We start from the raw sequence: 15623 nt of genomic DNA on the forward strand, positions 1-15623 counted from the left end.
ACGGCTACACCGGGTCAGGCGAGCGGCAGCACCAGCTGGAAGCTTTTGATGGTCATCCGCTTGCGGTGATAGAAGCGGTGGGCTTCGCCGCGCTGGATGCCGGAAATGATCTCCATTTGGGCGCAGCCGCGCTCCCGCGCCTCGCCCGCCAGCCAGTCGAACAGCTTGTCGCCCAGCCCATAGGAGCGCTTGGCGGCGCTGGTCACCAGATCCTCCACATACATGTAGCGGCCGCGCGACAGCGTCTCGTGGACGCGGAAGCCGCCGCAGCCGGCGATCTCGCCGTCCAGCCGCAGCAGGGCGAGGTTGTAGCCGTCGTCCATCTGTCGGCGAATCTGCGCGCGGTAGGCCTCGGGGTCGGTCATGTGGGTCCGCAGCTCCTTCATGATCGGGTAGCTGGCGGCGATATCGGCATCGTCACGCGCCACGACGATCTCGATGTTCTGCTGCTGGTCCATGGCGGTCGACTCCTTATCAATATGGGTTCTGCCCGGATGGGCCTGAACGGCGGCGGTGTGCCGTCGGAACTGGCATACCATATGCCAACAATCCGCCCCGCCCAAAGCTGCCCCGCCGTGCTTTCCGCGTGCCGGAAAACCAAAAGCCGCCCCTCGCCCGCGATGGCCGCCCGAATGCAGCCTGCGGAAACAGTTCGCCCCTTCCACTAATCGCTTGCGCGGCATTCGGCATCTGGTATACCATATTGATAATTCCAGATCGGACCAGGACCGTACCGATCTGGCGGGGGACGAAAACCCGTCCCCCAGGAACAGTGGAGCGCCCCGAGGCCGCATCCTCGCCGCGCTGCCACCTGCAGCAAATAATGACAGCAAATAGCCGCATCAAATTCCGAAGTATCTCAGAAGACACCCAAGAAAACGCCTGAAGCATCAAAACAGAAGCGACGCCAGAACCGGCAGAGAACCGCTTCCTAGGAGGAGATAGAAGATGCAGCATACGAATTCGGAGGCGCAGGGAGCACCGCTCGGCGGCCGCTGGATGCAGTTGGTCATTGGCGTGATCTGCATGTCGATGATCGCGAACCTGCAATATGGCTGGACGCTGTTCGTCAACCCCATCGATGAGAAGTATCATTGGGGTCGTGCCGCCATTCAGGTCGCCTTCACCATTTTCGTCGTGACCGAAACCTGGCTGGTGCCGGTCGAAGGCTGGTTCGTCGACAAGTTCGGTCCCCGCATCGTCGTTCTGATCGGCGGCGTGCTGTGCGCGCTGGCCTGGGTCATCAACTCGTTCGCCGACTCCCTGGCGCTGCTCTATCTCGGTGCGGCCATCGGCGGCATCGGCGCCGGCGGCGTCTATGGCACCTGCGTCGGCAACGCCCTGAAGTGGTTCCCCGACCGCCGCGGCCTGGCCGCCGGCCTGACGGCGGCCGGGTTCGGCGCCGGCTCCGCCCTCACCGTCGTGCCGATCGCCAACATGATCCAGGCGTCGGGCTTCGAGCAGACCTTCCTGGTGTTCGGTCTGGGCCAGGGCCTGATCGTCTTCGCGCTGGCCTGGTTCCTGAAGGAAGCCGACCCGGCCCTGCTGCCGAAGAACAAGGCCAGCATCTCGCAGAGCCGCCGCAACTACACCCCGCAGGAGACGCTGAAGTCGCCGGTCTTCTGGGTGATGTACCTGATGTTCGTCATGGTCGCCGCCGGCGGTCTGATGGCCACCGCCCAGCTCGGCCCGATCGCCAAGGACTTCCATCTCGACGGCTCGCCCGTCAGCATCCTGGGTCTGACCCTGCCGGCGCTGACCTTCGCGCTGACCATCGACCGCGTGCTGAACGGCGTGACCCGTCCCTTCTTCGGCTGGGTGTCCGACCATATCGGCCGTGAAAACACGATGTTCATCGCCTTCGCCATCGAAGCGGTCGGCATCCTGGCGCTGAACCAGTGGGGCCACAACCCGGTCGCCTTCGTCATCCTGACCGGTCTGGTGTTCTTCGCCTGGGGCGAGATCTACAGCCTGTTCCCGTCCTGCTGCGCCGACAGCTTCGGGTCGAAGTTCGCCACCACCAACGCCGGCCTGCTCTACACCGCCAAGGGCACCGCGTCGCTGGTCGTTCCCTTCGCCAACGTCATCGTGACCTCGACCGGCAGCTGGCAGGCGGTGTTCTTCTTCGCCGCCGCGGTCAACGCCATCGCCGCCTTCATGGCCCTGTTCGTCCTGAAGCCGATGCGTGCCCGCCAGATCGCCGAGGACACCACCCAGCCGGTCGGCAAGCTGGTGACCGAAGGTGCCGATTGAAAGAGACATGATTTGAAGAGGCACGGGGTTCCGGCTGACCGGGGGGCCGACCGGAACTCTCGATAACGGCGGTATCGCTATCGCCAAACGACACGGCAAACCGGCACCGGGACCACCGCATTGGTCCTGGTGTCGGTTTGTCGCGTTTTGGGGGGGTGATCGTGAATCACGGTCACGACCGGCATTCCCCCTCAGATCCGGTCCGGCAGAGATCGCGTCGGAGGTCTGATATTCTGTATACAGAATACGATTGGCATCGTCAACACGGATCGAAAAGGGTGTGTCGATCATGCTGGGTATTTTTGTCCTGATGCTGGCCGCCTTCTCCTCGGGCGCGCTGAACGCCGTCGCCGGGGGCGGCGCCTTCATCACCTTTCCGGCCCTGCTGTTCGCCGGGGTGCCGCCGGTCGCCGCCAACGCCTCCAGCACGGTGGCGCTGTTTCCGGGGCAGGCGGCCAGCAGCTGGGCCTATCGGCGGGAGATCGCGGCGGGCGGACAGGTGAATGTCCCGGTGTTCGCTGCCCTCAGCCTCGTCGGCGGGCTGGCCGGCGCGCTTCTTCTTCTGCTGACGCCCAATGCGGTCTTCGCGCGATTCGTGCCTTGGCTGCTGCTGTTCGCGACGTCCATCTTTGCCATCGGTGCCTATGCGCCGGGCATCGTGTCCCGGCTGCGGCTGGGCGGGCGCAGCGTGCTGGTGGTGCAGTTCCTGATCTCGATCTATGGCGGCTATTTCGGCGGCGGCATCGGCTTCCTGATGCTGGCGGCGCTGACCCTGTTCGGGCTGCGCGACATCCACGCGATGAACGGGCTGCGGCTTCTGTTGGCGATGCTGATGAATGCCGCGGCGGTCGGCACCTTCATCGTCGCCGGTGCGGTGTCCTGGCCGGAAACCACGGCTATGGCGCTGGCTGCGGTGGCCGGCGGCTATGCCGGCGCCATGGGGGCCAAGCGGGTCGATCCGAAGCTGCTGAAGACCCTCGTGGTCATTATCGGAACGGTGCTGACCCTCTACTTCTTTGCGAAGGGTGCCTGATTCGATCGGGGAGCCGCCCGATTCCGCAATCTTCGACCGTGACCCCACATTCCGCATTGACATACGGTATGTGGTATACCAAACTCCAGACACAGTTTGCGCGACAGACTGTTGGATGCCGCTGCAAAGCAACCGGTCAGCCGATGGATGCGGCCGGTGTGGGCAGGCTGGCGTCGTCCAGCCCCACAGCATTCAAAAAGTGAAATCGGGGGAGAGGGGAATCCGGCATGAAGATTTGCATCTACGGATCCGGGGCCATCGGCGGCTATCTCGGCGTGCGCCTGCACCAGGCGGGCGCCGAAGTCAGTCTGGTGGCGCGTGGTGCGCATCTGGCGGCGATGCGCGAGAACGGCGTCACCTTGCTGATGGGGGAGGAGAAGACCGTCGTCCACCCCCGCTGCACCGACAACCCGGCCGAACTCGGCCCGCAGGATTACGTCATCATCGCGCTGAAGGCCCACTCCGTCCCCGGTGTCGTGCCCGCGATGCAACCGCTGCTGGGTGACGACACCGCCGTCGTCACCGCGGTCAACGGTATTCCCTATTGGTATTTCCACGGCACCGGCGGCGAATTCGACGGCCGCACGCTGGAGACCGTCGATCCCGGTTCGGTCCAGTGGAACGGGCTGGGTCCGCAGCGCGCCATCGGCTGTGTCGTCTATCCGGCGACCGAGGTGGTGGAGCCGGGCGTCATCCAGCATGTCTATGGCGACAAGTTCTCCCTCGGTGAACCGGACGGGTCGAAGTCGGAACGTGTGGTCGCCCTGTCGAAGGCGATGGAGGCCGGTGGCCTGCGCGCGCCGGTTCTCGACCGCATCCGCGACGAGATCTGGCTGAAGCTGTGGGGCAACCTGTGCTTCAACCCGATCAGCGCGTTGACCCATGGCACGCTGGAGGTCATCTGCGGCGATGCGGAAACCCGCGCCGTCGCCAAGGCGATGATGCTGGAGGCCAAGGACATCGGCGACAAGCTGGGCGTCCATTTCCGCGTCGATGTCGAGCGCCGCATCAACGGCGCCGCCGCCGTGGGCGCGCACAAGACCTCGATGCTCCAGGATCTGGAGCGCGGCCGGCCGATGGAAATCGACCCGCTGCTGTCGGTGGTGCAGGAGATGGGCCGCATGGTTGGCGTGCCGACGCCGACAATCGACGTGGTGCTGGCGCTGGTGAAGCAGCGGGGCGAGACAGCCGGCTGCTACAGCCGGCCGCAGCCCGCGGCGGCTCCCGCCCGCGCCCCGGAGGCGGTGGCGGCCCAATAGCCAAGTCAGGGCAACCAAATCAGGTGACGCGGCCGGCGCTGACCCGGGCAGGGATCATGCCGGCCGCCTCAAAGGGGGGTGGAGCGTCATGAAGGTCGAGGACATTCTCCGCAAGAAGGGCACGCGCATCGGCATGGTGCGCATCAATGAAACGGTGACCACGGCGTTGCGCCTGATGAAGGCGGAGAACACCGGCGCGCTGGTGGTCAAGGACGTCTGCCGCACCGAAGGCAACACGGTGGTCGGCGTCATTTCCGAACGCGACGTCGTCCGCGCGCTGGTCGACCGCGGGCCGGCCATCCTGGAGCAGGCGGTATCGGCGCTGATGACGCGCGATCCCTATTGCTGCAGCCCGTCCGATCCGGTGCGGCATGTGCTGAGCCTGATGGACGAACACGGCATCCGCCACGTGCCGGTGCTGGAGGGGGCGACCCTGGTCGGCGTCGTCAGCGTCCGCGACCTGATCCGCCTCCAGTTGGACGAGCGGCCGGCGGACGATCTGCCGCTGACGGCCGCCACCACGGCCGCCGCCACCGAAGGCTGGGACTTCCCGGTCGTTGCCAACCAGTGAGTGCCGCGGGTGGGGCCGGCACACAGCCGCTGCCCCACCTGACCTGCCGCTTCGGCGCCTGCCCGCCCTGATCCGCCCCTGGCCCGGCCCTGGCCCGGAAGCGGGCCGATCATCGCCTGCCGCCATGGCCGGCCTTCGAAAGCAAACGACATGAAGATCGCGATACCCAGGGAGCGCCGCCCGGGCGAGCGCCGCGTCGCCGCGTCTCCCGAAACCGTCAAGAAATTCAAAACCCTCGGTCTGGACGTGGTGGTTGAGAGCGGGGCCGGTCTCGGTTCCAGCATCACCGACGCGGCCTATGAGGCGGCGGGGGCCGCCATCGCCGCCGATGCCGCGTCCGCGCTCGCCGATGCCGACATCGTGCTGAAGGTCCAGCGGCCGCTGATCGCCGCGGAAGGCGGCGAGGACGAGCTGGCGCTGATCCGCAAGGGTGCGCTGCTGTTCGCCATCCTCAATCCCTACAACAGCCGCGACCATGTGAAGGCCTATGCCGATGCCGGCGTGAACGCCTTCGCCATGGAGTTCATGCCGCGCATCACCCGCGCCCAGGTCATGGACGTGCTGTCCTCCCAGGCCAACCTCGCCGGCTACAAGGCCGTCGTCGATGCCGCGTCGGAATATGGCCGCGCCTTCCCGATGATGATGACCGCCGCCGGCACCGTGCCGCCGGCCCGTGCCTTCATCATGGGCGTCGGCGTCGCCGGTCTCCAGGCCATCGCCACCGCCAAGCGCCTCGGCGCCATCGTCTCGGCCACCGACGTGCGCCCGGCGGTGAAGGAGCAGGTGCAGTCGCTCGGCGGCAGCTTCGTCGCGGTCGAGAACGACGAGTTCCGCCAAGCCGAGACCGCCGGCGGCTATGCCAAGGAGATGTCCGACGACTACAAGCGCCAGCAGGCCGCCCTGGTCGCCGAGCACATCAAGAAGCAGGACATCGTCATCACCACCGCGCTGATCCCCGGCCGCAAGGCGCCGATCCTGGTGACGGCGGAGCATGTGGCGTCGATGAAGCCCGGTTCGGTCATCATCGATCTGGCGGTTGAGCAGGGTGGCAACGTCGAGGGTTCCAAGCTGGGCGAGGTGGTGACCACGGCCAACGGCGTGAAGATCGTCGGCCATGCCAACTACGCCAGCCGCATCGCCGAGAGCGCCTCGCTGCTCTACGCCAAGAACCTGCTGGCGCTGCTGACGTCGCTGCACGGCAAGGACACCGGCGTGGCCGTCAACTGGGACGACGAGATCGTCAAGGCCATCGCGCTGACCCGCGACGGCGCCATCGTGCATCCTGCCTTCGCGGACGCCCGCGAAGCGCAACCCGCGTGAGGAGGCGGATCCCATGGAACACCCGGATCCCGCAAGCAACATCGCCGCCTTCCGCCAGACCCTGGCGGCCCTGACCAACCAGGTCGATGCCCTGGCCGCGCAGGTGGCGCAGCTGTCGCCGGTCCCCGTCACCGAAGCCGCCGGCCACGGCAACTTCTTCGTCACCGGCCTGACCGTGCTCGTGCTCGCCTGCTTCGTCGGCTACTACGTCGTCTGGCGCGTCACCCCGGCCCTGCACTCGCCCCTGATGGCCGTCACCAATGCCGTGTCGTCGGTCATCATCGTCGGCGCGCTGGTCGCCGCCGGACCGGCCGGCTTCGGCTTCTCCAAGGTTCTCGGCTTCCTCGCCGTCATCCTGGCGTCCGTCAACATCTTCGGCGGCTTCCTGGTGACCCAGCGCATGCTCTCCATGTTCAAGAAGAAGGGCAAGTAAGATCATGGAAACCTTGTCGGCCCTTCTCTACCTCGTCGCCTCCATCTGCTTCATCATGGCGCTGCGTGGGCTCTCCAGCCCGGAGACCTCGCGCCAGGGCAACATCTACGGCATGGTCGGCATGACCATCGCCATCCTGACCACGCTGGCCTCGCCCATCGTCCAGTCCTACTGGATGATCGTGCTCGGCATCGCCATCGGCGGCGCCATCGGCTATGTCGTCGCCAAGAAGATCGAGATGACGGCGCTGCCGCAGCTGGTCGCCGCCTTCCACTCGCTGGTCGGTCTGGCCGCCGTCTTCGTGGCGCTCGCCGCCTTCTACTCGCCGGAGGCCTACGGCATCGGCGTCCGCGGCGCCATCGCCAAGGGCTCGCTGATCGAGATGGCGCTGGGCACCGCGGTGGGTGCGATCACCTTCACCGGCTCCATCGTCGCCTTCGCCAAGCTCCAGGGGCTGGTCACCGGCAAGCCGCTGGTCTTCCCGATGCAGCATCCGCTGAATGCGGCGCTGGGCGTGCTGACCGTCATCCTGATCGGCTGGCTGGTGCAATCGAATGCCGACGCGGCGCTCTGGCTGATCGTGGCGGTTTCGCTGGCTTTGGGTTTCCTGCTGATCCTGCCGATCGGCGGCGCCGACATGCCGGTGGTGATCTCGATGCTGAACAGCTACTCCGGCTGGGCGGCCTGCGGCATCGGCTTCACCCTGCAGAACAATCTGCTGATCATCACCGGCGCGCTGGTGGGATCTTCGGGCGCGATCCTGTCCTACATCATGTGCAAGGGCATGAACCGCTCGATCTTCAACGTCATCCTCGGCGGCTTCGGCGGCGAGGCGGCTGGTGCGGCGGCTGGTGCCAAGGGTCCGCAGGGCTCGGTCAAGGCCGGTTCGGCCGAAGATGCCGCGTACATCATGAAGAACGCCCAGTCGGTGATCGTGGTCCCGGGCTACGGAATGGCGGTGGCCCAGGCACAGCATGCCCTGCGCGAGATGGCGGATGCGCTGAAGCATGAGGGCGTGGACGTGAAGTACGCCATCCACCCGGTGGCGGGCCGTATGCCCGGTCACATGAACGTGCTGCTGGCCGAAGCCAATGTGCCCTACGACGAGGTGTTCGAGCTGGAGGACATCAACCGCGACTTCGGCACGGCGGATGTGGCCTTCGTCATCGGCGCCAACGACGTGACCAACCCGGCGGCCAAGACCGACCCGACCAGCGCCATCTACGGCATGCCGATCCTGGACGTGGAGAAGGCCAAGACGGTGTTCTTCATCAAGCGCGGCATGGCCGCCGGCTATGCCGGTGTCGAGAACGAGCTGTTCTTCCGCCCCAACACCATGATGCTGTTCGGCGACGCCAAGAAGGTCACCGAAGAGGTCGTCAAGGCGATGGAAGCGTAACGGACACCTCGACAAAAAGGCGCGCCGCTCCGGTCGGGGCGGCGCGCTTTTTTATTTCTGGAGCGGGTGTCATCCCGTTACCAGATCGTCCAGCCGGAAGCCGGCGATCTTGTAGATCTCCTCCAGCGCCCGGCCGAACTCCACTTCGGGTTCGTTCGCCACGCGCTCGCGCATTGCCGCCAGGATCTCCTGCTTGCTGCTGAAACGCACCGCCATGATGAAGGGGAAGCCGAAGCGCTCGCGGTAGGCGCGGTTCAGGTCGCGCTGCTCCTGGGCCTCCGCCTCCGTCAGCTCGTTGAGACCCGCCTTCGCCTGCTCGGTCTGCGAGAAGGCGGTCAGATTGGCCGGGCGGCTGGCGCGGTCGGCAAGGTCAGGGTGGGACAGGATCAGCGCGCGCTGCCGCTCCGTCCCCGCCGCGCGCACGATGCCGGTCATCGCCGCGCGCAAGCCTGTGGCATCGGCGAAGGGGCGCTGGTCCCAGGCGGCGTCGGCGACCCAGGGGCTTTCCTCGAACACCGCACCCAGTGCCGCGACGAAGGCGGCGCGGTCCATCCGGTTCAGATCGTCCATGCTGTAGGGCATCTGCGCTCTCACGTCGCGGTGTAGGGGTGTTCGGCGATCCAGTGGCGGGCGATGTCGAGCCGGGTCGCCACCCACGCCTTGTCATGGCTGCGCACATAGTCGAGGAAACGGGCCAGCGACGCCGCACGGCCGGGACGCCCGACCAGCCGGCAATGCAGGCCGATGGACAGCATCTTCGGCGCCGTCTCTCCCTCGGCGTAGAGGGTGTCGAAGCTGTCCTTCAGATAGGCGAAGAACTGATCGCCGCTGTTGAAGCCCTGGTTCGTCGCGAAACGCATGTCGTTGGCGTCCAGCGTATAGGGCACGATCAGCTGCGGCCGGCCATGGCTGTCGTCCCAATAGGGCAGGTCGTCGGCGTAGGAATCGGCGTTGTAGACGAAGCCGCCCTCCTCGGCGACCAGCCGCCAAGTGTTGGGGCTGCACCGCCCGAGATACCAGCCGAGCGGACGTTCCCCGGTGACACGGGTGTGGACCTCGATGGCGCGCAGCATATGCTCGCGCTCCACCTCGGCCGGCAGATGCTGGTAGTCGATCCAGCGCCAGCCATGGGTGGCGATCTCCCAGCCGGCGGCCTTCATCGCGGCGACCACCTCGGGATTGCGTTCCAGCGCCATGGCGACGCCATAGACGGTGACCGGCAGGTTGCGCTCGGTGAACAGGCGGTGCAGCCGCCAGAAGCCGGCGCGCGAGCCGTATTCGTAGATCGACTCCATGTTCATGTGGCGGGCGCCGGGGATCGGCTGGGCGCCGACGATCTCCGACAGGAAGGCCTCCGACGCGGCGTCGCCGTGGAGGACGCAATTCTCGCCGCCCTCCTCGTAATTGATGACGAACTGCACCGCGATCCGGGCGCCGCCCGGCCAGTTGGCCTGCGGCGGGGTGGCGCCATAGCCGATCATATCGCGGGGATAGCCCTGGGGTTGGGCGGTGTCGGTCATCGTCGTCTCGCTCTTAACGCTGCGGTCGAAGCGGTGTCTAGGCTAAGCCATTGGCGGCCGGGGGTTCAATCGGCGGATTGGAGGCGGGGGTGAAGACTGTTTCCGGATTTTCGCGGGTGGGCAGGGGAGGGCGGTTGGGCTTAAGCTGCGGCATCCCGAACCGCACCGCCGTGGAGACCGCACCGCCATGGGCCGCCTGACCACCCACGTCCTCGACATTGCCGCCGGCCGTCCGGCGCCGGGGATGCGCATCCGCCTGACCTCGCTAGACACCGGTGTCGTTCTCGGCGAGTTCACGACGAATGCCGACGGCAGGCTCGACGCCCCGGCGCTCCAGGGCGAGGATTTCAAGCCCGGCCGTTATGAGCTGCTGTTCATGGCCGGCGAGTATTTCCGCCGCATCGCCGTGATCTCAGGGGATGGCCCGGACTTCATCGACGAGGTTCCCCTGCGCTTCGGCATCAAGGATGCGTCCCAGCATTACCATGTGCCGCTGCTGGTTTCGCCCTGGGCCTATTCGACCTATCGCGGCAGCTGAGGCTCCTCCCCATTCGGCGCCGCTTTCCAGTCTGTGGAAAAGGCAAGCCGTTGATTTGCCGTCCCCACCATCCGCGCGCTTAGCTGTCCTCAGCAACAATCGCGTTTGGTGAGGAGTCGAGCGATGGCGAAAATGACGGCGGCGGAAGCGGCGGTGCGGGTGCTGGAGCGGGAGGGCATCGACGTCTGCTTCGGCGTCCCGGGCGCCGCGATCAACCCCTTCTATGCGGCGATGCAGCGGCGCGGCACGATGCGCCATGTCCTGGCCCGCCATGTCGAGGGTGCCTCGCACATGGCCGAAGGCTACACCCGGGCCAAGGCCGGCAACATCGGCGTGTGCATCGGCACCTCCGGCCCGGCCGGCACCGATATGATAACCGGCCTCTATTCGGCGATCGCGGACTCGATCCCGATCCTGTGCATCACCGGCCAGGCGCCGCGCGCCCGCCTGCACAAGGAGGATTTCCAGGCGATCAACATCGCCGACATCGCCAAGCCGGTCGCCAAATGGGCTGTGACCGTGCTGGAACCGGCGCAGGTGCCCTACGTCTTCCAGCAGGCCTTCCACCTGATGCGCAGCGGCCGGCCCGGCCCGGTGCTGATCGACCTGCCGATCGACGTCCAGATGGCCGAGATCGAGTTCGACGACGAGACCTATGAGCCTCTGGCCGTCTACAAGCCCTCGGCCACCCGCGCCCAGGTCGAGAAGGCGTTGGCGATGTTCGCGGCGGCGGAACGTCCGCTGGTCGTGGCCGGCGGCGGCATCATCAACGCCGATGCGTCCGACAAGCTGGTGGAGTTCGCCGAGCTGCTCGGCGTGCCGGTGATCCCGACCCTGATGGGCTGGGGCACCATCGCCGACGACCATCCGCTGATGGCCGGCATGGTCGGCCTGCAGACCTCGCACCGTTACGGCAACGCCACCATGCTGAAGTCCGACTTCGTGCTGGGCATCGGCAACCGCTGGGCCAACCGCCACACCGGCTCGGTCGAGGTCTACACCAAGGGCCGCAAGTTCGTGCATGTCGACATCGAGCCGACCCAGATCGGCCGCGTCTTCATGCCGGATCTCGGCATCGTGTCGGACGCCGGCGCAGCACTCGACCTGTTCATCGAGGTCGCGAAGGAGTGGAAGGCTGAGGGCCGCTTCAAGGATCTCGGCGGCTGGGTCAAGGATTGCCAGGGCCGCAAGCGGTCGATGCACCGCCGCAGCGACTTCGATCAGGTGCCGATGAAGCCGCAGCGCGTCTATCAGGAGATGAACAGCGCCTTCGGCCAGGACACCACCTACGTCACCACCATCGGCCTGTCGCAGATCGCCGGCGCGCAGTTCCTGCACGTCTACAAGCCGCGCCACTGGATCAACTGCGGCCAGGCCGGCCCGCTGGGCTGGACCCTGCCGGCCGCACTCGGCGTCCGGGTGGCCGATCCGAAGCGGCGCATCGTCGCCCTGTCCGGCGATTACGACTTCCAGTTCATGATCGAGGAGCTGGCGGTCGGCGCCCAGCACAAGTTGCCCTACATCCATGTGCTGGTGAACAACGCCTATCTCGGCCTGATCCGGCAGGCGCAGCGCGCCTTCCAGATGGACTTCCAGGTCCAGCTGTCCTTCGAGAACATCAACGCGCCGGAGATCGGCGTCTATGGCGTCGATCACGTCGCGGTGGCGGAAGGGCTGGGCTGCAAGGCGATCCGCGTCACCGAGCCCGACCGCATCCAGGAGGCGTTCACCCAGGCCCAGGCCTGGATGGACGAGTATCAGGTGCCGGTCGTCGTCGAGCTGGTGCTGGAACGGGTGACCAACATCTCCATGGGCGCCGACATCGACAGCGTCAACGAGTTCGAGGAGACGCTGGACCTGCCGGTGGAGGAGAGCGAGACCGTTCTGGTCTGACGATCCGCTTCCATCCCGTCCGACAGGAAAGCCGCCGGGGCGCAGACGCGCTCCGGCGGCTTTCGTTTGGGCGGGCTTGCTGCGTCGCGGAAATTCCCTCTCCGCGGCACCCGTGCTAGCGTCCGTCCCGGCCGTAAACCCACCGGTCCGGCCCATTCGTCTGGCAGGGAGTCCGCGCGAGCATGGCGTTGCTTGAGAACATGCGCATCTTCGTCCGCGTCGTCGAACTGGGCAGCCTGTCGGCCGCCGGGCGGAACCTGCGCATGTCGCCGGCCATGGTCAGCCACCGGATCCAGCAGTTGGAAACCCATCTCGGCGTCCGGCTGCTGAACCGCACGACGCGGCAGTTGCAGGCGACCGAAACCGGCATGGATTTCTACCAGAGCTGCCTTGAAGTCCTGGAAGCGGTGGAGCGGGCGCAGAGCAGCATCGCCGCCGGATCCGGCGTGCCGTCGGGCAGCGTGCGGGTGACGGCGCCGCTGGGCTTCGGCCGCCGCATCCTGTCGCCTCTGGTGCCGGATTTCTGCGCCGCCCACCCGCTGGTCGAGGTGCGGCTGCGCCTGTCCGACCATCTGCTCGACCTGCTGCGCGAGGCGGTCGATGTGGCGGTGCGGATGGCGGCGCTGAAGGATTCCAGCTTCGTCGTCCGCAAGATCGCCGACGTGCGCCGCGTGCTGGTGGCGGCACCCGCCTACCTGTCGGAGCGCGGCCGGCCGGAAAGGCCGGCCGACCTGTCGGGCCACAACTGCCTGCTCCTGCGCTTCCCCGGCACCCAGCAATATCAATGGAGCGTGCTGGAGGGCGGCGAGCCGGTGAAGCTGCCGGTGTCCGGCCGCTTCGACGCCGACGACGGCGATGTGCTGACCGGCTGGGCGCTGGACGGCCGCGGCATCGCCATGAAGCCCTTGTGGGAGGTGGCGGAGCATCTGGCCAGCGGCGCGCTGGTGCCGGTCTTGCCCGACTTTCCGCCGGAACCGGTGACGCTCGCCGTGCTTTATCCCCATCGCGCGCTGGTGCCGGCCAAGGTGCGGGCTTTCGCCGACTATATGGTGCCGAAGATCAAGGCGGCGCTGACGGAGATTTCTCCAGAGACGATCATGTGAATGTTTTAGGGTGTACCGGATGGTAGTTTCCGGATTGTAGATTGCTCAGTTTGGTTCCAAAGAGTTAAAAGCTCAACTGAAATTTATGCAAATATCGTGAATGGGCGCGTCCAATGAGGCTGTTATTTCTTATTTCTTGCAAGTATGTCGTTTTTCGCACTAACTATTTCTTTCCGAGAAATGAAAATAGAGCCACTCCACCTGCCTTTGATCCCGTCAATTCCATAAATTGTCTAAAGCGGAAGCCGTTGGTTGCTTCCGGATGGCGGCGATTGCTATGGGCTTGCTCCTGCTCTGCCACTCAGAGACATAAGCGGCTGCTGGCGTTGGGGCACATGAAGGCCTTCGAGCTTTTTGCCGTTCCGTTCTGCTCGAAATCCAACCTCTGGTCTTATGGACTGTCGGGCATTCCCTACGACACCGATACGCTCAATCGGTTGACCTGTCGCTCCCCAATCCGGTACTGCGCCCTCACATCCCCCGCGACCGCACCAGCAGCACCCGCGCCTCTTCCGACGCGCGGTGCAGGTGCGGCAGGAACTGCACCTCCATTTCCGGGCAGGTGACGCGGGCGGCCTGGGCGCTGATGTTCATTGCGGCGACCACGCCACCCGTTGCCGTGCGGATCGGCACGGCGATGGAGCGCAGCCCCAGTTCCAACTCCTGGTCCACCAGCGAGAAGCCGCGGTCGCGCACCCGTTCCAGTTCACGCTTCAGCGCATCGGCGGCGGTGATGGTGCGTTCGGTGAAGGGCTTCAGCGGCACCCGTGCCAGATAGGCGTCAAGTTCCGTCTCGGGCAGGGCAGCCAGCAGCACGCGCCCCATCGAGGTGCAATAGGCAGGCAGCCGGCTGCCGACATTCAGCCCGACCGACATGATCCGCTTGGTCGCCGCCCGCGCGATATACACGACGTCGTCCTCGTCCAGCACGGCGGCGGAGCAGGATTCCTGGACGACGCCGCTGACCTGTTCGATCAGCGGGTCGAGGATCGTCGCCAGCGGAGCCGACGACAGGAAGGAATAGCCGAGCGCCAGGATCTTCGGCTTCAGATGGAAGGTCCGGCCGTCCGACCCGGCATAGCCCAGCTGCATCAGCGTCAGCAGGCAGCGCCGCGCCGCCGCCCGTGGCAGGCCGGTGATCTTGGCGATATCGGCGATGGTCAGGTTCGGATCCCGCTCGGTGAAGGCGCGAATCACCGACAGCCCACGGGCCAGCGAGGTCATGAAGTTCGGGTCGGAGGTCTCTTCCGCCGCGCCGGACGACGTCTTGTCTGCGGCCGCGGCCAGATGCTGGGTGTCGGCCATGCGCGGGTCCCTTCCCGAAAAACGATCCCAAGGGCTCAAATTAGGGCGATTACCGCGCAATAGCCAGAAAAATCGAACAAAACAGCCCCCAACTCCGTCGGCGACAGAAATAGTTCGAGGTTCCCGCAATTGCTGTTGCGGGTGTCTGGCATCTGGTATACCGTATCGATAATTCAAAACGACGCGCCGCCCAAAACGACGCACAGAGGGCGATCATCCGAACGCTCGCACAGGAACGCTCACGACAACAAGCGGCGCCGATGGCGTCGGCGCGCAAAGGGTCGGAAACGTGATGAACCGAGAAAGATTCAGTGTCGAACCGCTCGAACAGGGCATGAGTTTCAAGGCGAAGGCCTATCAGGCGCTGCGACAGGCGATCACGCAGATGAACATCTACGGCCAGAGCAGCGAGATCAGGTTGGACGAACGCCGTCTGTGCGAGGCGTTGGGTGTCAGCCGCACTCCGGTGCGGGAGGCGATGGCGCTGCTGGAACAGGAGGGGTTCATCCGCTCCCAACCGCGGCGCGGGATCTTCGTGGTGCGCAAGACGAAGGCCGAGCTGGTGGAGATGATCACGGTGTGTGCCGCCCTGGAAGGCATGGCGGCACGCCTGTTCGTCGAGAACGCCACCACCGACAAGCTTGAACTCCTGCACGCCGCGTTCGACAAATACACGAAGGCCGAGTTGGCGGAACATGTCGCCGAGTATTCGGACGCCAACATCGTCTTCCATCAAAGCATCGTCCAGGCTTCGGGTTCCACCCTGATCTCGGACCTGACCGACCGCTTCTTCATCCATATGCGTGCGATCCGGCGCGCGACGATGGGCCTCGGCGACCGTGCCGACCAGTCCATCCACGAGCATCGGGACATCATCGAGGCGCTGGCCGCCCGTGATGCCGATCTCGCGGAACGCCGCGTCCGGGAACACACGCTCGGTCTCGCACAGTACGTGGAACGGCATTGCGCCTTCCTCGACTAACCAACTTTGAACCT

Annotated in this window: 15 protein-coding genes; 11 read left to right on the forward strand and 4 right to left on the reverse strand. The window is 65.8% G+C overall.

Going from position 1 to position 15623, the window contains the following annotated elements; all coding sequences use genetic code 11:
- Positions 1-14 precede the first annotated feature (14 nt).
- Positions 15-458, reverse strand: coding sequence for a GNAT family N-acetyltransferase (locus E6C72_RS16570; protein WP_109086298.1), 444 nt, complete (start codon positions 456-458; stop codon positions 15-17).
- Positions 459-948: 490 nt separating this feature from the next.
- Here E6C72_RS16570 and oxlT point away from each other — a divergent pair, with 490 nt between their 5' ends.
- The 7 genes from oxlT (at position 949) to E6C72_RS16605 (ending at position 8268) form a co-directional block, all read left to right on the forward strand.
- Positions 949-2253 carry an oxalate/formate MFS antiporter gene (gene oxlT / locus E6C72_RS16575; RefSeq protein ID WP_109086297.1) on the forward strand — a complete coding sequence of 435 codons (1305 nt, stop codon included), beginning with the start codon at positions 949-951 and terminating at the stop codon, positions 2251-2253.
- A gap of 289 nt (positions 2254-2542) precedes the next feature.
- On the forward strand, positions 2543-3286 hold the full coding sequence (locus E6C72_RS16580) for a sulfite exporter TauE/SafE family protein (RefSeq protein ID WP_109086320.1): 744 nt from the start codon (positions 2543-2545) through the stop codon (positions 3284-3286).
- A 227-nt stretch (positions 3287-3513) separates the two neighbouring features.
- Positions 3514-4545 (forward strand): 2-dehydropantoate 2-reductase, encoded by a 1032-nt coding sequence (locus E6C72_RS16585; RefSeq protein ID WP_109086296.1) that lies wholly within the window; start codon positions 3514-3516, stop codon positions 4543-4545.
- Positions 4546-4633: 88 nt separating this feature from the next.
- A complete protein-coding gene (locus E6C72_RS16590) occupies positions 4634-5116 on the forward strand; it encodes a CBS domain-containing protein (RefSeq protein ID WP_109086295.1) in 483 nt (160 codons plus the stop codon).
- A 150-nt stretch (positions 5117-5266) separates the two neighbouring features.
- Positions 5267-6436 (forward strand): Re/Si-specific NAD(P)(+) transhydrogenase subunit alpha, encoded by a 1170-nt coding sequence (locus E6C72_RS16595; RefSeq protein ID WP_136700790.1) that lies wholly within the window; start codon positions 5267-5269, stop codon positions 6434-6436.
- 13 nt (positions 6437-6449) lie between these two features.
- Positions 6450-6869: an NAD(P) transhydrogenase subunit alpha gene (locus E6C72_RS16600; protein ID WP_136700791.1), complete on the forward strand. Its 420-nt coding sequence runs from the start codon at positions 6450-6452 to the stop codon at positions 6867-6869.
- A gap of 4 nt (positions 6870-6873) precedes the next feature.
- Positions 6874-8268, forward strand: coding sequence for an NAD(P)(+) transhydrogenase (Re/Si-specific) subunit beta (locus tag E6C72_RS16605; protein ID WP_136700792.1), 1395 nt, complete (start codon positions 6874-6876; stop codon positions 8266-8268).
- A gap of 69 nt (positions 8269-8337) precedes the next feature.
- Here E6C72_RS16605 and uraD read toward each other — a convergent pair whose 3' ends face one another.
- Together uraD and puuE are read right to left on the reverse strand one after the other, a co-directional pair.
- Positions 8338-8850 carry a 2-oxo-4-hydroxy-4-carboxy-5-ureidoimidazoline decarboxylase gene (gene uraD / locus E6C72_RS16610; RefSeq protein WP_109865348.1) on the reverse strand — a complete coding sequence of 171 codons (513 nt, stop codon included), beginning with the start codon at positions 8848-8850 and terminating at the stop codon, positions 8338-8340.
- Between the two features lie 8 nt (positions 8851-8858).
- Positions 8859-9788 carry an allantoinase PuuE gene (puuE, locus tag E6C72_RS16615; protein WP_136700793.1) on the reverse strand — a complete coding sequence of 310 codons (930 nt, stop codon included), beginning with the start codon at positions 9786-9788 and terminating at the stop codon, positions 8859-8861.
- Positions 9789-9975: 187 nt separating this feature from the next.
- Between puuE and uraH the strand changes: the two genes are divergently transcribed.
- The 3 genes from uraH to E6C72_RS16630 all read left to right on the forward strand — a co-directional run bounded on the left by uraH (position 9976) and on the right by E6C72_RS16630 (position 13322).
- Positions 9976-10326, forward strand: coding sequence for a hydroxyisourate hydrolase (uraH, locus tag E6C72_RS16620; protein WP_109865350.1), 351 nt, complete (start codon positions 9976-9978; stop codon positions 10324-10326).
- Positions 10327-10449: 123 nt separating this feature from the next.
- A complete protein-coding gene (gcl, locus tag E6C72_RS16625) occupies positions 10450-12219 on the forward strand; it encodes a glyoxylate carboligase (protein ID WP_109865351.1) in 1770 nt (589 codons plus the stop codon).
- Positions 12220-12401: 182 nt separating this feature from the next.
- Positions 12402-13322: a LysR family transcriptional regulator gene (locus tag E6C72_RS16630; RefSeq protein ID WP_109865352.1), complete on the forward strand. Its 921-nt coding sequence runs from the start codon at positions 12402-12404 to the stop codon at positions 13320-13322.
- 471 nt (positions 13323-13793) lie between these two features.
- Here E6C72_RS16630 and E6C72_RS16635 read toward each other — a convergent pair whose 3' ends face one another.
- Entirely contained in the window at positions 13794-14627 is an 834-nt protein-coding gene (locus E6C72_RS16635) for an IclR family transcriptional regulator (protein WP_109865353.1), read from the reverse strand.
- A 292-nt stretch (positions 14628-14919) separates the two neighbouring features.
- Here E6C72_RS16635 and E6C72_RS16640 point away from each other — a divergent pair, with 292 nt between their 5' ends.
- A complete protein-coding gene (locus tag E6C72_RS16640) occupies positions 14920-15609 on the forward strand; it encodes a GntR family transcriptional regulator (protein ID WP_109865354.1) in 690 nt (229 codons plus the stop codon).
- Positions 15610-15623: the final 14 nt, after the last annotated feature.

Origin of the sequence: Azospirillum sp. TSH100, assembly GCF_004923295.1 — a bacterium.
In the GTDB taxonomy this organism is placed as follows: Bacteria; Pseudomonadota; Alphaproteobacteria; order Azospirillales; family Azospirillaceae; genus Azospirillum.